General features: G+C 45.4%; 14 protein-coding genes. 3 read left to right on the top strand and 11 right to left on the bottom strand.

Features of this window, described 5'->3' with window-relative positions; genetic code table 11:
• Positions 1–6: 6 nt before the first annotated feature.
• Positions 7–1,734, bottom strand: a complete 1,728-nt coding sequence (gene rho, locus ACLWBD_RS00300) for a transcription termination factor Rho (RefSeq protein ID WP_155724063.1) — start codon at positions 1,732–1,734, stop codon at positions 7–9.
• A 426-nt stretch (positions 1,735–2,160) separates the two neighbouring features.
• On the opposite strand from rho, the gene ACLWBD_RS00295 reads away from it, so the two are divergent.
• Positions 2,161–2,529 carry a PilZ domain-containing protein gene (locus ACLWBD_RS00295; RefSeq protein WP_063205860.1) on the top strand — a complete coding sequence of 123 codons (369 nt, stop codon included), beginning with the start codon at positions 2,161–2,163 and terminating at the stop codon, positions 2,527–2,529.
• 152 nt (positions 2,530–2,681) lie between these two features.
• On the opposite strand, the gene ACLWBD_RS00290 is transcribed toward ACLWBD_RS00295, so the two are convergent.
• From ACLWBD_RS00290 to gatC, 6 genes are all read right to left on the bottom strand, one after another.
• Entirely contained in the window at positions 2,682–4,082 is a 1,401-nt protein-coding gene (locus ACLWBD_RS00290) for a hypothetical protein (RefSeq protein ID WP_413569160.1), read from the bottom strand.
• Positions 4,083–4,187: 105 nt separating this feature from the next.
• Positions 4,188–4,595, bottom strand: coding sequence for a DUF192 domain-containing protein (locus ACLWBD_RS00285; protein ID WP_413569159.1), 408 nt, complete (start codon positions 4,593–4,595; stop codon positions 4,188–4,190).
• A 28-nt stretch (positions 4,596–4,623) separates the two neighbouring features.
• Positions 4,624–5,532: a Ppx/GppA family phosphatase gene (locus tag ACLWBD_RS00280; protein WP_413569158.1), complete on the bottom strand. Its 909-nt coding sequence runs from the start codon at positions 5,530–5,532 to the stop codon at positions 4,624–4,626.
• Complete coding sequence (gene gatB, locus ACLWBD_RS00275) at positions 5,533–6,963, bottom strand: Asp-tRNA(Asn)/Glu-tRNA(Gln) amidotransferase subunit GatB (protein WP_063205852.1); 1,431 nt, start codon at positions 6,961–6,963, stop codon at positions 5,533–5,535.
• Positions 6,953–8,425 carry an Asp-tRNA(Asn)/Glu-tRNA(Gln) amidotransferase subunit GatA gene (gatA, locus tag ACLWBD_RS00270; RefSeq protein ID WP_063205850.1) on the bottom strand — a complete coding sequence of 491 codons (1,473 nt, stop codon included), beginning with the start codon at positions 8,423–8,425 and terminating at the stop codon, positions 6,953–6,955. Before gatA ends, gatB begins: the two co-directional genes overlap by 11 nt.
• Before the next feature lies 1 nt (position 8,426).
• Positions 8,427–8,708, bottom strand: coding sequence for an Asp-tRNA(Asn)/Glu-tRNA(Gln) amidotransferase subunit GatC (gene gatC / locus ACLWBD_RS00265; RefSeq protein ID WP_063205849.1), 282 nt, complete (start codon positions 8,706–8,708; stop codon positions 8,427–8,429).
• Between the two features lie 123 nt (positions 8,709–8,831).
• Between gatC and ligA the strand changes: the two genes are divergently transcribed.
• Positions 8,832–10,832, top strand: coding sequence for an NAD-dependent DNA ligase LigA (ligA, locus tag ACLWBD_RS00260; protein WP_063205847.1), 2,001 nt, complete (start codon positions 8,832–8,834; stop codon positions 10,830–10,832).
• Here the strand turns inward: ligA and ACLWBD_RS00255 are convergent, their stop codons facing one another.
• From ACLWBD_RS00255 to ACLWBD_RS00245, 3 genes are all read right to left on the bottom strand, one after another.
• A complete protein-coding gene (locus tag ACLWBD_RS00255) occupies positions 10,833–12,194 on the bottom strand; it encodes a hypothetical protein (protein WP_063205845.1) in 1,362 nt (453 codons plus the stop codon).
• Positions 12,195–12,345: 151 nt separating this feature from the next.
• Positions 12,346–12,540: a histone-like protein gene (locus ACLWBD_RS00250; RefSeq protein WP_041872690.1), complete on the bottom strand. Its 195-nt coding sequence runs from the start codon at positions 12,538–12,540 to the stop codon at positions 12,346–12,348.
• Positions 12,541–12,628: 88 nt separating this feature from the next.
• Entirely contained in the window at positions 12,629–14,104 is a 1,476-nt protein-coding gene (locus ACLWBD_RS00245; RefSeq protein WP_413569157.1) for a metallophosphoesterase, read from the bottom strand.
• A 29-nt stretch (positions 14,105–14,133) separates the two neighbouring features.
• On the opposite strand from ACLWBD_RS00245, the gene murD reads away from it, so the two are divergent.
• Positions 14,134–15,456, top strand: a complete 1,323-nt coding sequence (gene murD, locus ACLWBD_RS00240; protein WP_253696543.1) for a UDP-N-acetylmuramoyl-L-alanine--D-glutamate ligase — start codon at positions 14,134–14,136, stop codon at positions 15,454–15,456.
• On the opposite strand, the gene ACLWBD_RS00235 is transcribed toward murD, so the two are convergent.
• Positions 15,442–17,535 carry a hypothetical protein gene (locus ACLWBD_RS00235; protein ID WP_413569156.1) on the bottom strand — a complete coding sequence of 698 codons (2,094 nt, stop codon included), beginning with the start codon at positions 17,533–17,535 and terminating at the stop codon, positions 15,442–15,444. The genes murD and ACLWBD_RS00235 overlap by 15 nt on opposite strands.
• Positions 17,536–17,595: the final 60 nt, after the last annotated feature.

The following is a 17,595-nucleotide window of genomic DNA, read 5'->3' as shown; positions in this document are numbered from 1 at the left end:
TTCTATCTAGCCTGGGCCCGACATCGCTTTAAGGAAATCTGTGTTCGTTTTTGTACCTTGAACTTTGTCGATCAAGAATTCCATCGCGTCGACAACGTTCATCGGAGCAAGAACTTTACGAAGAACCCATAGACGGTTCAAGTCGCCTCTATCAACTAGCAAGTCCTCTTTACGAGTGCCTGATTTGTTGATGTCCATGCATGGGAAGATACGTTTTTCCATAAGCTTACGATCCAAGTGGATCTCGGCATTACCAGTACCTTTAAATTCTTCGAAGATAACCTCGTCCATACGAGAACCCGTGTCGATCAACGCTGTTGCGATGATAGTCAAAGATCCACCTTCTTCAATGTTACGAGCGGCACCGAAGAAACGTTTTGGTTTGTGAAGGGCATTGGAATCCACACCACCCGACAAGATTTTTCCTGAAGGAGGAACAACCGTGTTGTAAGCGCGCGCAAGACGAGTGATGGAATCAAGCAAGATAACAACGTCGTGCTTGTGTTCAACCAAACGTTTTGCTTTTTCGATAACCATTTCTGCAACTTGAACGTGGCGAGTTGGTGGTTCGTCGAATGTTGACGATACAACTTCACCTTTTACAGTACGTTGCATGTCAGTCACCTCTTCCGGACGTTCATCGATCAAAAGAACGATCAACTTCACTTCGGGGTGATTGTGCGTGATAGCATTAGCAATTTGTTGCATCAAAACTGTTTTACCAGTTCTTGGAGGTGCCACGATCAAAGCACGCTGACCTTTTCCAAGCGGAGCCATCAAGTCCACAACGCGTGTCGTGTACTCGCCAGGGCTGTGCTCAAGTTTCAGTCTTTCATTTGGATAAAGCGGGGTTAAGTTGTCGAAAAGGATTTTATCTTTACCCTTTTCAGTCGTCTCAAAGTTCAAAGAATCAACTTTAAGAAGAGCGAAGTAACGCTCACCCTCTTTAGGAGGGCGAACAGTACCCGTCACAGTATCACCCGTTCTTAAACCGAAGCGGCGAATTTGTGATGGGCTGACGTAGATATCATCCGGACCTGGAAGATAGTTGTAATCTGGAGAACGCAAGAAACCGTAACCGTCAGGCAAGATTTCAAGAACGCCAGAACCATAAATGTCCTGACCCAACTTCGCGGCGCGCTTCAAAATTTCAAAAATCATATCCTGACGGCGAAGACCGGCAGCATTTTCAATTTTCAATTTTGTCGCAAGCTCAGTTAATTGAGTGATGTTTTTGGATTTCAAGTCTTTCGATGAAAGCCATGATTTTTCTTCATCAGTAAGCTGGATATCCGCCAAATCAACTTCTTGAGTTTGGGCTGGTGGAGTTGATGCGTGTGAATCATCGCCTACAGGCTGACCTTCATCACGGTTTCTGTCGCCACGGAAATCTCGGCGTGGTCCGTTGTTTCTGTCATGGCGATGGCCTCCGCGGTCGTTGCGGTCCCCACGATTGTCACGATCGCGATTATCACGGTTGTCTCTATTAGGTCTGAATTCGCGACGTTGTTGGTTTTGGTGACGTTCTTGTCTTGGAGCTTGAGAAGGGGTTTCTGCGGGAGCTGAGGAAGCAGTGGCTTCAGGGGCTGGAGTTGCTGCAGGTGGTTCAGAAGGTGCCGGCGCAGGGGCCGCTACAGCTTCCGGAGCAGACTCTGCCGGAGTTTCTTCCACAGGTTTGGTGCGTGTGCGCTTTTTAACGACTTCAACGCCTTGTGAATCTTTAGGGTCAGACAAACAAATTCTCCTTGTAGGATTAAAAAAGAAAACGAGGATCTTAAGATAAGAAGTTTGATCCGATTGGAACTAAACTGTTGTGCTTGAGCTAACTTTCGCCAAGGGTCCAGATCTTGTCAACTCAAAACCAAACGACAGGAAGGGCTTTCAAATCAAATTTAAAGCGTTTTAAAGTGAGATTAAGTCAGGGTTTGAACCAGACTTAACAGGCAATCGGGTCCCTTTGCGAATTAAAGTTAGCTTATTAAAGCACAGATTAAGTTGTAAAAAAAGAAAGTATTTTCAAGTGTTTAACTTTGATCCGATAGGGTCGGGTTTCACGAACATTTGCGCGGTTTTAATAAAAATCAGCCAGACCCCCTATTAATTTTTCGTAAGTAATACCGAAAGGATAGTATCCAATTAGTTAAGCACAAGGAGTCTAACGTGGAGGACACAGTTAATGTTCCGGCACCAAGAACCCCTCTAAATCTTGAGGTCTCTTTCAAACGCAATTACGCGCGCGAAGAAACCAAAGGCACGCTTAAGAATATCAGCATCACAGGAGCCTTTTTGGAGTTTATGGGTGGCGAGGTCCGCGCCAACGAGAAGTTACATCTGGTGTTTGTCGTCGCAGGTCGCGAGCGCAAAGTTGCGGCTCACGTGATCTGGACAAACTCTGCAGGTTGTGGAGTGAAATTCATGCCTGTAAATAACCGCGACGTGCAGATCGTCGACGATTTAATTTATTTCGTCGAGAACAGTCGCGAAGATCGTCGTTCCGTGATGGACACGATCTTTAAAAAGGTGGGCTAATCGTAGAATACCAGCTGTGTTGGGGCAGCTAGGTATTTAAATTTTGGCTTTTAAAATTAAGAAGAGCGAGTTTTGAACTCGCTCTTTTTTATTTTAGGTTAGTGCTGCTTCAGCTTCGGGCCCTCAGGCCCTCCGCTCTGCGGCCTGCCGGCCTACGTACCAACGTGAGTGTTGTCCATAGCTTGTTGTTCAAGCTCTTTTTGTTTTCTTTTCTTTCTAAGCACGATCAAGATTGCTAGACCGGCTGCTGCCAAACCAACAACACCCAAAGCGACTGTTGTGTCGTTATCCATTCCAGTTGGAGCTTCATCAGCAGCTGCTTGTTGAGGAGCCGGTGGGTTGACAGCTTCCATTGGAGGAGGCGGTGGTGGTGGCGCTTGCTCTGCAAAATCCTGTGGTGGTGGAGGTGGCGGAGCCATTTCCATCTGTTGGTCAGGCATTGGCGGAGGAGGAATTTCTCCTTGAGCAAAATCCTGTGGAGGCGGAGCCATATCACCTTGAGGTGGAGGTGGTGGGAAATCTTGCGGCGGTTGCTGCATAGATCCTGCAACTTCTTGATGTTGTGCAGGAGCTTGTTGTTGCTGTTGAGGAGCGGATGGAGCTTGCGCCATTTGGCCGCCTCTCCAGTAACGAAGTTCCGTACCTTCAGCAATCGCACCTTTAGAGTCTACAGAGTTACTTGACCATACTTCTTTCCAAGCATTGTCATAACCAAGAAGATCTTTTGAAACACTACGGATGTTATCCCCAGCTTTAGCCACATAAACTTCTGGAGCCATGCCGTTATCTTCATAGTAAGTCACGATTTTAGAAGAATCGTCAGGACGGTTTGGAGAGTTGTAGTAAACTTTATCGCCCGCACGAACATCGCGCGAGTTGAAAGTAGGATTTCCCTTTTTCAATTCTTTTGTTTTATCAGCTCCATAAATCATTTGGCTGATGCTTGCTAAAGAATCACCAGGTCTTGCGAAATAAACTGTGTTGTACCAAGTTTTTCCAACCTGCCAAGGAGCTGTCGCCACTTTTTGCAAAGGAACGTTGGCTTTTTTCGGAGCTTCTTCAGAAGAAGATTCTACAACCGTTGTTGAAGTCTCTGTTCTTGTGGAACTTTCAACCATGGTTGTGTTGTCTTCTGTTGTCGCTGGAGGAGCTGTGTCTACGATAGTTGTTGAGGCTGCGGGAGGAGCATCCATCGTTGTAGTTTCAGCAAATGGATCAGCCGGCAAAGTTTCTGAAGAAGTCGCAACATCTGTTTGTTCTGTTGTCGCTTGATCTTCGCCCAGCGTCGTTTCAGTAGTAGTTGTTGTAGTTTCGGTCGTTGTTGTTGTTTCAGCAGCCGCTGTTTCACCCAACGCGTCTTCAGGAAGTTGATCGCTAGCTAAAGAATCGTCACCTGCGATTTCAAGGGCTTCGTCGCCTTCTAGTTTCTCTAGATCCGCAGAATCATAATCGGCAGTGACTTCTGTATCAGCTTGGTTGTCTTTAGACGTACAGCTTGTGACCTGAGAAGCCAGACCTAAGCACGCTAATAAGATAACGAGTTTCTTCATCATGTGTTCATCCTTGAGTGATGCTATGAAACATACTGTTTCAATAAAGCCTTATTAACAATTTATGCCCAAGACCGGAGTGAGGCAAACACTAATACGGTCACTAGACTATGGTTTAAGCAGCTGTAATTTAGCGCCAATTTTGATTTTGTTCTTTTCAAACCAACCTTTTTGCATCTCCAAAGCATACTTCGCCGGTTTTGCGCTTGGGTAAGAAGGAAGTTGTGCATCCGGAATTCCTTTACCAGACTTCATTTCCTGAACATCGACCAAGGTCCCGCTTCCATCAAAGTATCCAATGGAAAGATCAATCAACGTATTTTTCATCCAGAAAAAACGAGTCTCTACGTTTTTAAAAATAAAAAGCATGCCCTCGTTTTCACCCAATTTTTCTCGAAACATCAATCCACGTTCATGTTGGTCAGCAGTCTCTGCTACTTCCACGACCAAGGTTTTAGTTCCGACTTTAATAGATCTTGTCTTGAACGGTGTCGCTGCAAATAGCGATACCGGCATATATATAGTTAAAAGAATAAAGAGCGTTCTAATTTTTAAGCATTTCAAGAGCGACGCCATATCGAACTCCTTTAGTGGAAACAATCATTCCGGGAAGCTTCAATGCCTCTATCACGGCAAGTAAAATCGAGGCACCTGCAAAAATAATGTCGGCGCGGCCACCCAATTGATATTTTTCTTTCTTTTCTTCCACAGTCGTTGCGCCAAACTCATGCACCCAATAGGCTAAGCGGTCTTTCCCCAAAAAAAAGCCGTCGACTTTCTTTTCGTCATATCCACCGACCTCGATTGCGACAAGAGAAGTGGGTGTTCCTGCTACCGCTATAATCTGATCAATTTTTTCTTTTTGCAGTTCCGGTAATACTGTTTTAATTTGCGTCTGAATGTATTCTTCAAGAGCTTTTTGCTCTGTAGCCGAAACAGGTTGGCTCGTGATGAATTTTTCAGTCAAACGTACGCCGCCAATGTTAAGGCTTTCTCCAAAAAGAATTTTGCTCCCTCGTCCCGAGATAAGCTCTGTAGAGCCGCCGCCCACATCGACAATCAAAGATGTCTTTTGAGTGTCATTCATTCCTGCCGTAGCACCTTGGTAAGTGATACGGGCTTCATCTTCACCGGGAATAATCTCAATAGGGATTCCCAGCTCTTCGCCGATTTTAAAAAGCTCTTTTCCATTTTTTGCATCCCGTGCTGCCGAAGTCGCCATGGCCAGAATGCGGTCCACGTTATGCAAATCAATTTCTTTTTTAAATTCTGTAAGACATGTTTTCGCCCGCTGAAGAGCATCGGGATGAAACTCGCCAGTCTTATCGACACCTTGACCTAGGCGAACTGTTGTTGCCAGGTCTTTATGCACTTTGACGATTCCATCTTTTGTGCCTTCAGCAATTAAACAAAGAAAGGTATTCGTTCCAAGATCAAGGGCTGCGACTTTCATTTACTTTAATTTCTCCTGCAGAATCTTATTCACAAGCTCTGGATTAGCCTGACCCTTAGAAGCTTTCATAACGGCGCCAACAAAGAATCCAAAGACAGCTTTTTTACCAGACCTATATTCTTCCACGTTTTTACCGTTGGCGGCTAATACTTCTTCGACGATTTTTTCGATAGCGCTTGGATCCGAAATCTGCACCAGACCCTTTTCTTTAACTATCACTGCCGGCTCTTTTCCGGTTTGCCACATTTCTTGAAAAACAGTCTTAGCGATTTTTCCTGAAATGGCCCCTTTATCAATCATGGCAATCATCTGACCTAATTGTTTGGGCCGAATCGGGGAATCCTTGATGCTTTTATTGGCTTCTTTCAGCTCGCGCAAAATTTCAGTCATCACCCAGTTCGAAGAGGCTTTAAAGTTATTGGCTTCCTTGGCAGTCTCTTCGTAAAAATCAGCCAAATCTTTTTCGGTGGTCAGAACGGTCGCGTCGTACTCTGGCAACGCATGCTCTTCTTGGAAACGTTTGGCGCGCGCAATAGGAAGCTCGGGGAGTTCTCTGCGATACTGCTCAATCATTGCATCGCTGACCGTCAACGGAAGCAGATCTGGGTCCGGGAAATAACGATAGTCTTGCGCATCTTCCTTCGTGCGCATAGAAAACGTCCGATTTTTATCTGGATCCCACAGGCGTGTTTCCTGAATGATCTTGTCTCCACGCTCTACAGCATCAATCTGTCTTTCGATTTCGAACTCGATCGCCTTTTCTACGAAACGGAAGGAATTGATATTTTTAATTTCCACTTTCGTTCCAAAATTGGGATCACCCTTCTTGCGGACGGAAACGTTACAGTCACAACGCAAAGATCCTTCTTCTAAATTTCCATCACAGACATCGAGATATCGAACAATCTGACGGATTGTGCGCGCATATTCCGCGGCTTCCGCGGGACTGCGGATGTCGGGACCAGAAACAACTTCAAGCAAAGGAATGCCAGCACGATTGTAGTTGATGAGCGTGTAGTCACCGTGATGGTTGGACTTTCCAGCATCCTCTTCCATATGAGCTCTGGTGATAGACACTGTTTTTTCCACGCCATCCACTTTGAACGTCACAGATCCATTTTCACACAGTGGTTGATCATATTGGGAAATCTGATAGCCCTTCGGCAGATCAGGGTAAAAATAATTCTTACGCGCAAAAACGGATTTACGACGGATATCACAACCCAAAGCCAAACCCGTTTTGATTGAATATTCCACGGCTTTTTTATTTACGACGGGTAAAGACCCCGGCATACCCACGCTGATCGGCGAAGTGTTTTCATTGTCTCCCGCCTCGAAGCTTGTTGAATCTGCACTAAAAATTTTAGACTGCGTGCTTAACTGAACGTGAATTTCGATACCGATGACGGCTTCATATCCTCTATATGACATGGGGATTTTTTCCTTTCACCGGAGAAGCGCCTTCCAGTGCAAAAGCAACGTCCAACATTTTCTGTTCTTCAAAATGACTAGCGGTTAGCTGAATACCGATCGGAAGATTTTCTTGCGATAGTCCGAAGGGAACACTCATCCCTGGCAGTCCCGCAAGGTTTGTCGATGTGGTAAAGATATCATTCAAATACATGGTTAAAGGATCAGAAATGCGTTCACCAATTTTGAAGGCGGGCGCGGTAGTAACCGGACTTAGAATGACATCGCACTTTTTGAAAGCTTCTAAGTATTCGTTCATTATTAAACGACGAACCTGACCTGCTTTGTTGTAATAAGCATCATAGTAACCACTTGAAAGACAGTAAGTACCAAGCATAATACGACGTTTGACTTCTTTACCAAAACCTTCGCCGCGAGTTTTTCCATAAAAAGTTTCTAATTCAACAGCGGAAAGGTTTTTAAATTCGGCACGGTGACCATATTTCACGCCATCATAGCGAGCAAGATTTGACGAAGCTTCGCTGGCCGCAATCAAGTAATAAACGGGAACTGCGAATTCAGACATAGGCACAGAGACTTCAACTATTTCTGCTCCCATTTTCTTTAATGAGTCCACCGCGTTTTCCACGGTTTTTTGCACATCCGCGTGCAGGCCGCCGGTCATATATTCTTTCATCAGGCCAATCTTCATGCCTTTCATATCGGCCTTTAAATTTTTACTCCAAGCGGGAACAGATCTTTGTGTCGTGGTAGAATCAAAACTATCAAAACCGGAAATAACTTCCATCGTTAATGCCGCATCTTTTACCGAGCTCACCATCGGGCCCGCTTGATCGAGCGAAGAAGCGTAAGCAATAATACCGTAACGACTGACGCGTCCGTAGGTGGGTTTGACTCCCACGATGCCACAGAAGCTTGCGGGTTGACGAATAGATCCACCGGTATCAGTTCCTAATGTGCCTGCAACCAAACGCGCCGCCTGCGCCGCCGCAGATCCCCCGGATGAACCTCCCGGCACACAGTCAAGCTTCCAAGGATTTTTTGTCGGACCGTGAAAAGAGGTTTCATTCGATGAGCCCATGGCGAATTCATCTTGATTTAATTTTCCCATCACGACAATGCCAGCGGCTTTAAGGCGAGCCACGACAGTGGCATCATAGGGTGGAATAAAATTTTCTAAAATTTTAGATCCCGCCGTCGTCTTAAGGCCTTTTGTGCAGAACATTTCTTTGATTCCAAAGGGAACACCGGCCAGGGGACCGACATGTTCCCCCTTGGCAATTCGGGCATCCAAAGCTTCAGCGTCTTTCAGAGCTTGATCATTCCTAGTGGTGAAAGAATTTAATTTTTCATCTAAGGAATCAATTCGTTTCGCGAAATGTTCTGTCACCTCTTTAGCGCTGACTTTCTTAGATTGAACGGCTTCGGCGATGTCTGTGATTGAAGCAAAAGTTAAATCCATCTTACACCACCGGCGGGACTTTAAAGAGGTTCCCTGCTTTTGCGGGAGCATTGGCCGTCATTTCTTCAGCGGTAAATTCCTGCTTAACCACATCCTCACGCCAAAAAGATTCAATTTCCGTTGGCGTTACCAAAGGCTCGATTCCAGCCGTGTTTATTTTTGAAATCTGCTCGAAATGACCCAGAGCTTTCGCTAGTTGGGTGCTGTACTCTTGGGCTTCTTCTTCACTGACTTGTAAGCGAGCAAGCTTTGCGATGTGTTCAATAGTTTTTTTGTCGATCACCGAGAGTCTCCTTCGCGGGGATGTAAGATTTAAGGGTATTCAAAAAACAAAGTTCAGTCATCAAATGCGCGTTCTTCCTTTTTTAGACTAGACCTTTTCCCCCAGAGTGATAAATTCATTTCCATGTCTAAAAAGCGCCACGAAGAGCTCAAGAAAATCATCTCGCACCACGACTATCTTTATCACGTGATGGATAGCCCCAAAATCTCGGACTACGAGTACGACCAGTTGTATAGCGAGCTTTTGGCCTTAGAAAAAAGCGAAAAGAACTTAGACCTTTCGGATTCGCCATCTCAACGTGTCGGTGGAACTCCTTTGAGCGCTTTTGAAAAAGCTCCGCATCGGCTTCCTATGCTTTCATTGGCTAATAGTTATTCCCCCGAAGACATCTTCGACTTCGATGAGCGCGTTAAGAAATTTCTTAACACCGATAAGCATGTCGAATATCTCGTCGAACCGAAGTTTGACGGTCTTTCGATGGAGCTTATCTATGAGAATGGGCAGTTCATTCGCGCCCTCACTCGTGGCGATGGGACGGTCGGCGAGGATGTCACTCAAGGTGTCCGTACCATTCGCAGCGTTCCTCTTAAGCTGAGTACGAAAAATCCGCCAGCGCTTTTAGAGGTCCGTGGCGAAGTTTTAATGTTTAAACAAGACTTCGCAAAACTGAACGAGACTCAGCAAGAAAATGGGCAGCAAACTTTTGCAAATCCCCGTAATGCGGCGGCGGGCTCGGTACGGCAATTAGATTCAAAAATCACGGCGTCTCGGCCTTTGCGTTTTTATGCTTATGCACTAGGCGCCGTCGACGGCGTAGAATTTAAAACCCAATTAGAGATCGAAGAATATTTTCACGAAGTCGGAGTTCCTTCATTACAAAATAAAGAAGGATTAGATCTGGTGCGAGTATGTAAAGGACCCGAAGAGGTTGTTGAGTACTATCACCATGTTGAAAAGATTCGTCCGCAGTTGCCGTTCGATATTGATGGTGTTGTTATTAAAGTGAACTCTCTTCGTCTGCAAGACGACTTGGGTTTAGTAGCTCGAAGTCCGCGTTGGGCCACAGCGGCCAAGTTCAAACCCGAGCAAGCACAAACGGTTATTGAAGATATTATAGTCCAAGTTGGAAGAACGGGGGCCTTAACCCCGGTTGCGATCATGAAACCCGTCAAAGTGGGTGGAGTAACGGTTACAAATTCAACCTTGCACAATCAAGATGAAATCAATCGTAAGGATGTGCGCATCGGCGATACGGTGATCATTCAGCGCGCAGGTGATGTGATTCCCGAAGTCGTCTCTGTTGTAGCAGAAAAACGTCCTAAGACGAGCAAACCCTTCCTGATTCCTTCTGAATGCCCGGCCTGTGGATCCGAGACTGTCAAAACAGAAGGTGAAGTGGTCACTCGTTGCGTGAATCCACTTTGCATCGCCGTGGTTAAAGAATCTTTGAAACATTTCGTCGCTCGTCGCGCAATGAACATTGATAAAGTCGGTGATCGGCTGATTGAAACCATGGTGGATCATAAGCTTTTAGCGAAGTTTTCCGACTTTTACCGGCTGACAAAAGAAGATGTTCTTTCTTTGGAACGACAAGGTGATAAATCCGCTGAGAATATTATTAAAAGCATTGAAAACAGTAAGAACCCCACTTTGGCGCGATTTATTTTTGCACTGGGTATTCGCTTCGTAGGCGAACAAACCGCAAAGCATCTTGCCGACCACTTCGTGAATATAGAAAACTTTTTGAAAGCGACTGAAGAAGAACTTCTGCAAGTTCCTGAAATCGGGCCGAAGGTGGCAAAAGCTATCGGTGATTGGACCGCCAACAAAAAACTCGTGAACGAAGTTCACGACATGCTAAAACTCGGCGTGACGATTGCAAATCCGGTTCGCTCGCAAGAGGGCGCGCTTTCCGGGATGAGTTTTTTAATTACGGGAACTCTACCTATTAAGCGCGACGACGCAAAAGACATTATTGAAAAAAATGGCGGGAAGATTCTAGGATCTGTCTCATCAAAATTGAACTATCTTGTCGTCGGTGATGATCCAGGCTCAAAGGTTGAAAAAGCGCAAAGCCTGGGAGTTAAAATCATTTCCTGGGACGAGCTTCAAAAGATGCTTTAGTTAGCGCTGGCCTGCGCGCGGTGCCGTTGCTTTATTAGCGTCAACGAGTTCTGCCATACGACCACGCAGATGCACGCAGGTAGAACTTAAGTCTTTAATCGCATGGTCGACTTGTGATTTACTGCGACCGCGCTTTTCAAAGTGTTTGCGCAAAACATTTTCATCTTGCTGGCAAAGAACGTCTACGCGACGAACCAGCGCGCGATATTCTGTAGGATTGGATTTGGCAAATGCCAGCGTTTCGCTTGCTTTATTAGACGCCTTTACACACTCTTCCGTCGCATTTTTAGAGCGACGAATACAAATAGGCTTTTCATCTTTCAATCCAAAAAGCACGGGATTACATAGGACAACGGACTTTCCGTCTTCATTGTCTCCATAAACCGCTGAACCGTCTTGATCTGCTTTACAAGAGTAAGTGACTGACTTTCCAGAAGCGTCACGGATTTCTTTTTCACTGATAGGAGAGCATTGCGGGCCTTCTACGGCCCAACCCGCATAAACGCAAGCCAGACGTTCGGTTTTGCTGACCTCTTCGACATCAAGATTGTCGTTCCCTTTCGAGTTTCCGACATCTTCTAGCGCTCTAAGATGATAGTCCGCCACGTGAGGATTATTGCCCACGCGATCCAAGACGGCGCCGCTTTCGTCGCGTCTTTCTACCACTGTCATTGGACCGGCTTTAGAGGCCTTTTTGATTTGTGCTTCCGGGCCTAAATCAATCACCACTTCTTCAGACGAAGACGGTGTGACAATTCTTTTTACGACTGTATTCTTGCGAAGAATAGGAGCCTCAAAGGGGGATGAGCCTTCATCGAGAGTCACTTCAACATGTTTTGATAAAGAGTCGGCGCTAATTTGAACCTTTGATCCCTCGTAATCTTTTTTATCAAGTTCCTTAAGCAGATTTTTTGAGATCGTGGAAGCATCGTCATTTGCGCTTGTACATACGTAGACACCGCTAAGGCGATCGCCCGGGCAACGCATACAAACTAACGAAGCCCCTGCTTTCACACTTCTTTGCACCTGACAGCGTTCATTGGCTGCCTCGGCGGGATTCCCAATTAGAATAGAAGATGTGGCACAAAATGAAGTGGAGTTAGAAAGTGCCTGAAACAAGAACTCGGGCAAGAGGCTGTACTTACGTTTTGGATTAATTCTTTCGCCGGCTTCGACAGCGTCCACTTTAGCATAGAAGGCTTGAATCTCTTTAAGCCAAGCTTTTTGATTTTCATCAGTAAGTGCGCGGAACTCTTCATACGACAGGGTGATCTTGTCCGTAGACTTATAGAATTTGCCTTGCGCAAACGCGCTTGAAGTCAGCGCAATAAGTAATGAAAAAAGCATCGCTGTCATTTTCATCGCCGCATCCTTTGTCCATCAAAGTTTCAATATTTGTTTATCGGCGAATTAACGACTTGTCTTGAGATGTCTCAGAATAAGACAACTCTTTAAACGGAAAAACCCGTGGCTTTCACCACGGGTTCTTTGCAATAACTAAATCAGCACCAAATTAAAGGTGATCGATCACGATATCGCGTGCCATAACAGTCTTACGACCATCAGCTTTAGCACTTTCGATACCTTTTAAGCAAAGTTGCTCAATAGCTTTGCTAAGAACATCAATAGTCTCAGCAGAGGTGTTCATTTGACCTTTTTCTTTGATAAGTTTTTTTACTTTGCTTGTTACAACAAGTACTTCTGCCATGATTAAACCTCTCTCCATCCGTGTGTTTACCTGTAAAAGGTTTGCATAGGGTCCAGAAATTGACAATATGAAATCTTCTTGCGGCGCACTAATTATTTGCCGAAACCGTCCGACCTGGGTTCGCGATGAGTTCTGATTTGCCATCCACAAATTTCAGAAGCTCGGCTTGGCGACTTCCCCCTTCGGTCGGAGAAATCCAAACGAAAGTTTTTTGGTCCAAAGGTTTCGTACACTCCACGTCCAAAAATGCGGGCGACCAACAGCCTGAGTTCAAATGCTCAACAGACCCAATGATTTCATGGCGTGTATGATGAGTATGTCCAAAGACGATGCGCTGCGCTTTAGTAATTGCACTGGCCATGGAAAGAACTCGGTCATCGGGCTCTTTGTATCCCGAGACGAGGGACGTGATCGACTTGCTGTAAAAAAGGAAGAATGGCAGCAACAAGAAAAGCGGAATAAAAGCCCAGAAGAATGAAATTTCATACACCGAACGAACGAATACCATTAGCTGGAATATTAAAAAGAACGCGAGGAAAACGATAAAAGCCCGGTCCAACCACAGTTCACGCGCAAGTAACGTCGGGTGGCTCGCCGCGGGAGCAACGAAAAGTTCTTTCAGCTCCCGAACCATGCGGGGCTCTGCGTTCGCTTTTTCAGCAATTCGAGACACACGATCTTCAATCTTTAATGGATTACGGATCGGTGCAGACAGGCGGTCGAAAAATGCGTAAAGCAAGGTCACAACCGAACCCCAGAACCAAGTAATGATCAAACCCGGCTGAGCACGCAGCATGTACTTAAAAAAGAAGCGAATGTACTCTGGCAAAGTCATGATGTAATTCGTGTCGACGTGCGGATTAAAAAAACCCATCCCGTTAGAAATGTACCGACAAGCCAAATTCCCGAACGGCAGCTTCAACGAAATATAATTATAACCGCGAACAAAGGGATTGATCGGGTCCTCACACATGCAATACGGATCGTACTGATTACCATGTTCAATCAAAGTGTCTTGATTGCTGATGTAAAACCATTCCACAAAGCGCACTTGATCGCGTTTGTGATCTGGCAAAGCTAAATGCCGGTAAATTTCTTCCTGCACTTCCGGAAAATGAAGTTCAAGATCATGATTGCCAATAACGAAAATAGCACGATGTCCACGCAGAACAAACTCACGCAGTGCTCGGACAAATTCAGCATGATCCTTTAAAATAACTTCGATTTTATAACGAGAACGCTCTTCGCGAGGATAGAGGCCGCGATGACGTTCTAACCAATCTACTTTGTAGGTTGGCTCATCAGGCAATCGCAAAACACTGTCAAAATCAAAGATGTCGCCATTAAGTATCAACTCGATGGGCTGGCCATTGGCCTTTTCTTCAATGTGCTTCAGAAAGTTTTCAAAAACATCATCGAAAAAGAATTGCCGAGTTTTAAACTTCTTCCATAACGGAAACTTAATGTTAACCGGCTCTGCCTCGCAAAGATGCAGGTCACTGATGATAGCAGTGAATGAAGCGGATCTGAAATCAGGAACTGGTTGCGAAAAAGAAGTGGGCAAATCTTCCTCCCAAGAATATGATCGTGCAGATGAACGAATTTATCAAGAACCTCAAGACTCCAATTGCTATTGTCGGGATGGGTAAAAGTGGTGAGGCGGCTCGCCGACTGCTTTTAGATCTAGGATTTTCTGCTCAATCCGTACTCACATTTGATGGAAAATTACCGACAGCGGATTTTAATGATCCCGAAGCTTTGATGTCTCAAGCATCACCGAAAACTTTGGTGGTGTCTCCGGGGGTTCCACTCACCTCTGCCTGGATTCAGAAAGCCAAAAGTGAGGGCATTAAAATTACCAGTGAAATTTCTTTGGCCTGCGCCTGTCTAGAAAACGAAAAATTGATGGGCGTCACAGGATCTGTAGGAAAAAGTACGACCGTATCTTTATTAGGGGCCGGTCTTGAGGCTTTTTCTAAAACGGGATTTGTCGGTGGAAATCTGGGCACTCCATTTTCCCAGTATGCTGCCGAAGTTCTCGAAGGACACAGAACTCGCGCAGATTGGATTGTATTAGAGCTATCCAGCTATCAATTAGAAAACTGCGAAAATCTTTCTTTAGATCTATCGGCGATTACCTATTTCACCTCGAATCATCTTGAGCGGTACGACAATCTTGAGCATTACTATCAAACAAAGTGGAATATTCATTCCATCACCAAGAAAGCAATGCTTTTAAATAGCGAAGGTGGAGACCTAGTTGAATATTCAAAGAAAAAAGGTCGCGATGAAAGTGTGAAAGTCATTTCAAAAAATGATGTCACCTTCAAAGATCTTCATTTAGAAAAAGCTCAGCTTATTGGACAACACAACCAAGACAATTTGGCTTTAGCTTCCGCATTGGCTCTTGAGGCCGGCTGGCCACGCGAAGCAATTGAAGGAATGAAAAATTTTAAAGGTCTTGTTCACCGTCTTGAGAATGTGGGAACGTTCAAGGGTGTCCGCTTTATTAACGACAGCAAAGCCACCGCGATGGACAGCGTTTTAATTGCTAGCACGGCAGCCCACGATACTTTAAGCAATGGTGGAAAGTTGTTTTTGCTTTTAGGTGGCCGAGATAAAAATCTTCCTTGGCAAGATTTGATGCCGTTAAAACATTTCCAGTCCGTCGAATTCGTATTCTTCGGCGAATGCCGCGAGATCGCTCAAAAGAAATCTCTTTTACCTGGAGCTTCTTATCCGCACTTGGCGGAGGCTTTAGAATATTGTTTTAAGAAAGCAAAAAGTTCTGACACGGTTTTATTGAGCCCGGGTGGAACAAGTTTAGACGAATTTAAGTCTTTTGAAGATCGTGGAAATTTCTTTAAATCAAGAGTTGCAGATTTTGCTAAAGCCGGGCAATTAGCGGAAAGTTAAAACTGAAAGCGAGTTTGCATCTACAGGAAGAACGCGCGAATACATTTTGCGTGTTCTTGCTCCTAATACCACCACTTCATGGGTGTCTTCGGGAACATTAAACAGAATGAATCCGCCGCCAGCGATGCCTTTGCGATTTTGCAGGATACGTCCCTGCATATCAAAGTAGACGATCTGTCTTGGGTCAAAGTTATCATACGCTGCCAGGTAAACTTCAAAGTCTTCATCTGGAACGAATCCGACAACAAAGCCTGTGCTTGGCATATCATCAAGTCTTAAGAAGGACTTAATCGAAGTCAGCCATGACCAATGAACTAGCGGAGCATGAATGAATTCATCGGTGTCATTGTAAATGTAACGAGCAGACACGTAGTCGGCACCCTCAGGTTGAACACGCATCAATCCTAATCGACTGACATGCGGTAAGGTCACGGTTGTTAAACCTGTCGAAACCTCTAAATCTTCCTGTAAGCTTTGCATCGTGACTAAACCAGGGCGCGCTTCGCCGGTAAACGCATCATAAATTCTTAAAGGCACCGCTTCAGTGTTAATGGTAGACTCAACGTCCCCCTGGGCAACTGAACCTTCTTCGACAACCACGTTTTGGTAACCTAAGATGGCTGAAGATCGCGTCGCTAAGATGGAATGAAAACCGGGGTCCACGTTCACGAACGCAAATAGGCCATTTTCGCTTGTGGATTTCAGCTGCGGATCGGGAATCATGAATGAATTGAAGTAAACCGGAATTAAAGCTTCATCGGATTCGACCACAACTTCGGCTCCAGCCAGCGCTTTGCCATCCAGAGACACTTTACCCCAAATAACAGTTGGAGAACCATCAATAGACTGTGCGCGCTGTTGAGCCACGATATCTTGAAGCGCCCTGATCATAGATTCGGGATAAAGCTGAGATTTAAATTCTTTTCCAGAGATCACGATTGCGGCGGTTTGCAGATGTTTCGGAGCTGCCGCACGCATAACCGTCATCGAACCTTTCGTGACATTATCCATCGCAACCAAGCCGTCATCTTTTTTTACGGCAACTTCACTAGCCCCTTTTACGAATGTGGCGCGAGTTTGCGCGGGAGCTACATCGTTAGGTTTTGGGTTGTAGGCACTCGTCACGATACCCGCAAAATCCGGATGCGGTTCGATCTTAAGTTTTGGTCCTTGAAGAGTTCCCGCATTTGCTGCAGCAACTCTATTTAGACGGAAAGAACCTTCACCTAAAGTTTTTCCTTCTTTATCTACCAAGCGGGCAACGACCGTCCCGTTTTTATCTTCGACTTCTATATTATAAAGACCTTGGCGCAAATCCACGCGACCAAGTTCTTTTAAGACTCCCTCGTCATTACGGCGAATTTCGATATGGTGTTCATTTGTAACGGCAAGACCGCCGGTGATTTCAAGTGGGCCTTGGATGTAGTGACGAAGATTCTTTTCTTCAACAAAGGACTGGGATCCGTCCGCATGCTCATCGAGGTCACCTTGAGGGGCTCTATCTGGAATAGAAACTGATGCCTGTGAAGGACGGGTGCTTATTTGACCAGAAGAAGAAGTTCCCGCCACATAAACATTCGAGGAAGAAGGACTCGTGGCCAAAGCTCCCGATTTTTCTAAAACCTCGCGGGCCATGTCACTCCAAGTAGGGACAGTCCAATCTTGGTTTAAAACTTCGCTGCGTCTTTGAGCTTCTTGCAGGCGCTTGGCTTGAGCCACTGGTAAATGCTCAACCCAACCACCCTCGTTAACCTCTTCAGGTTGTGATGACGTAATCAGGGTCTCTGGCCTCTTTGTTAAGACCATTTCCGGCACTTCAATTTTTTTAGCAAAAAGGGGCGTGGAAGAGGTTTTTTCAACGGCCAATGTTGCAGGTTTGATTTTCGCCAGTCGCACCCACTCTTCAGAGATGCGCTCTGATTCGACGACTTCTTCAAATGCAATATGTGGAGGAGAATTTTTTTGCGCCTTGATCGTTAGCGCTTCATAAATAGGAATGAACTTCAAACCACTTAATTGGCTTGACCAGCATAAGCATCCCGCTAGTACTGCGAACGGAAGAATCCGTTTAAGCTGCATTCCTTGCAACGTAACCTCTTCAAATGAAAAGACTAGTCATATTGACTAGTCTATATCGTA

Origin of the sequence: Bdellovibrio sp. HCB117 (assembly GCF_047305915.1) — a bacterium.
In the GTDB taxonomy this organism is placed as follows: Bacteria; Bdellovibrionota; Bdellovibrionia; order Bdellovibrionales; family Bdellovibrionaceae; genus Bdellovibrio; species Bdellovibrio bacteriovorus_B.
This window is presented reverse-complemented; position numbering and strand designations above follow the sequence as displayed.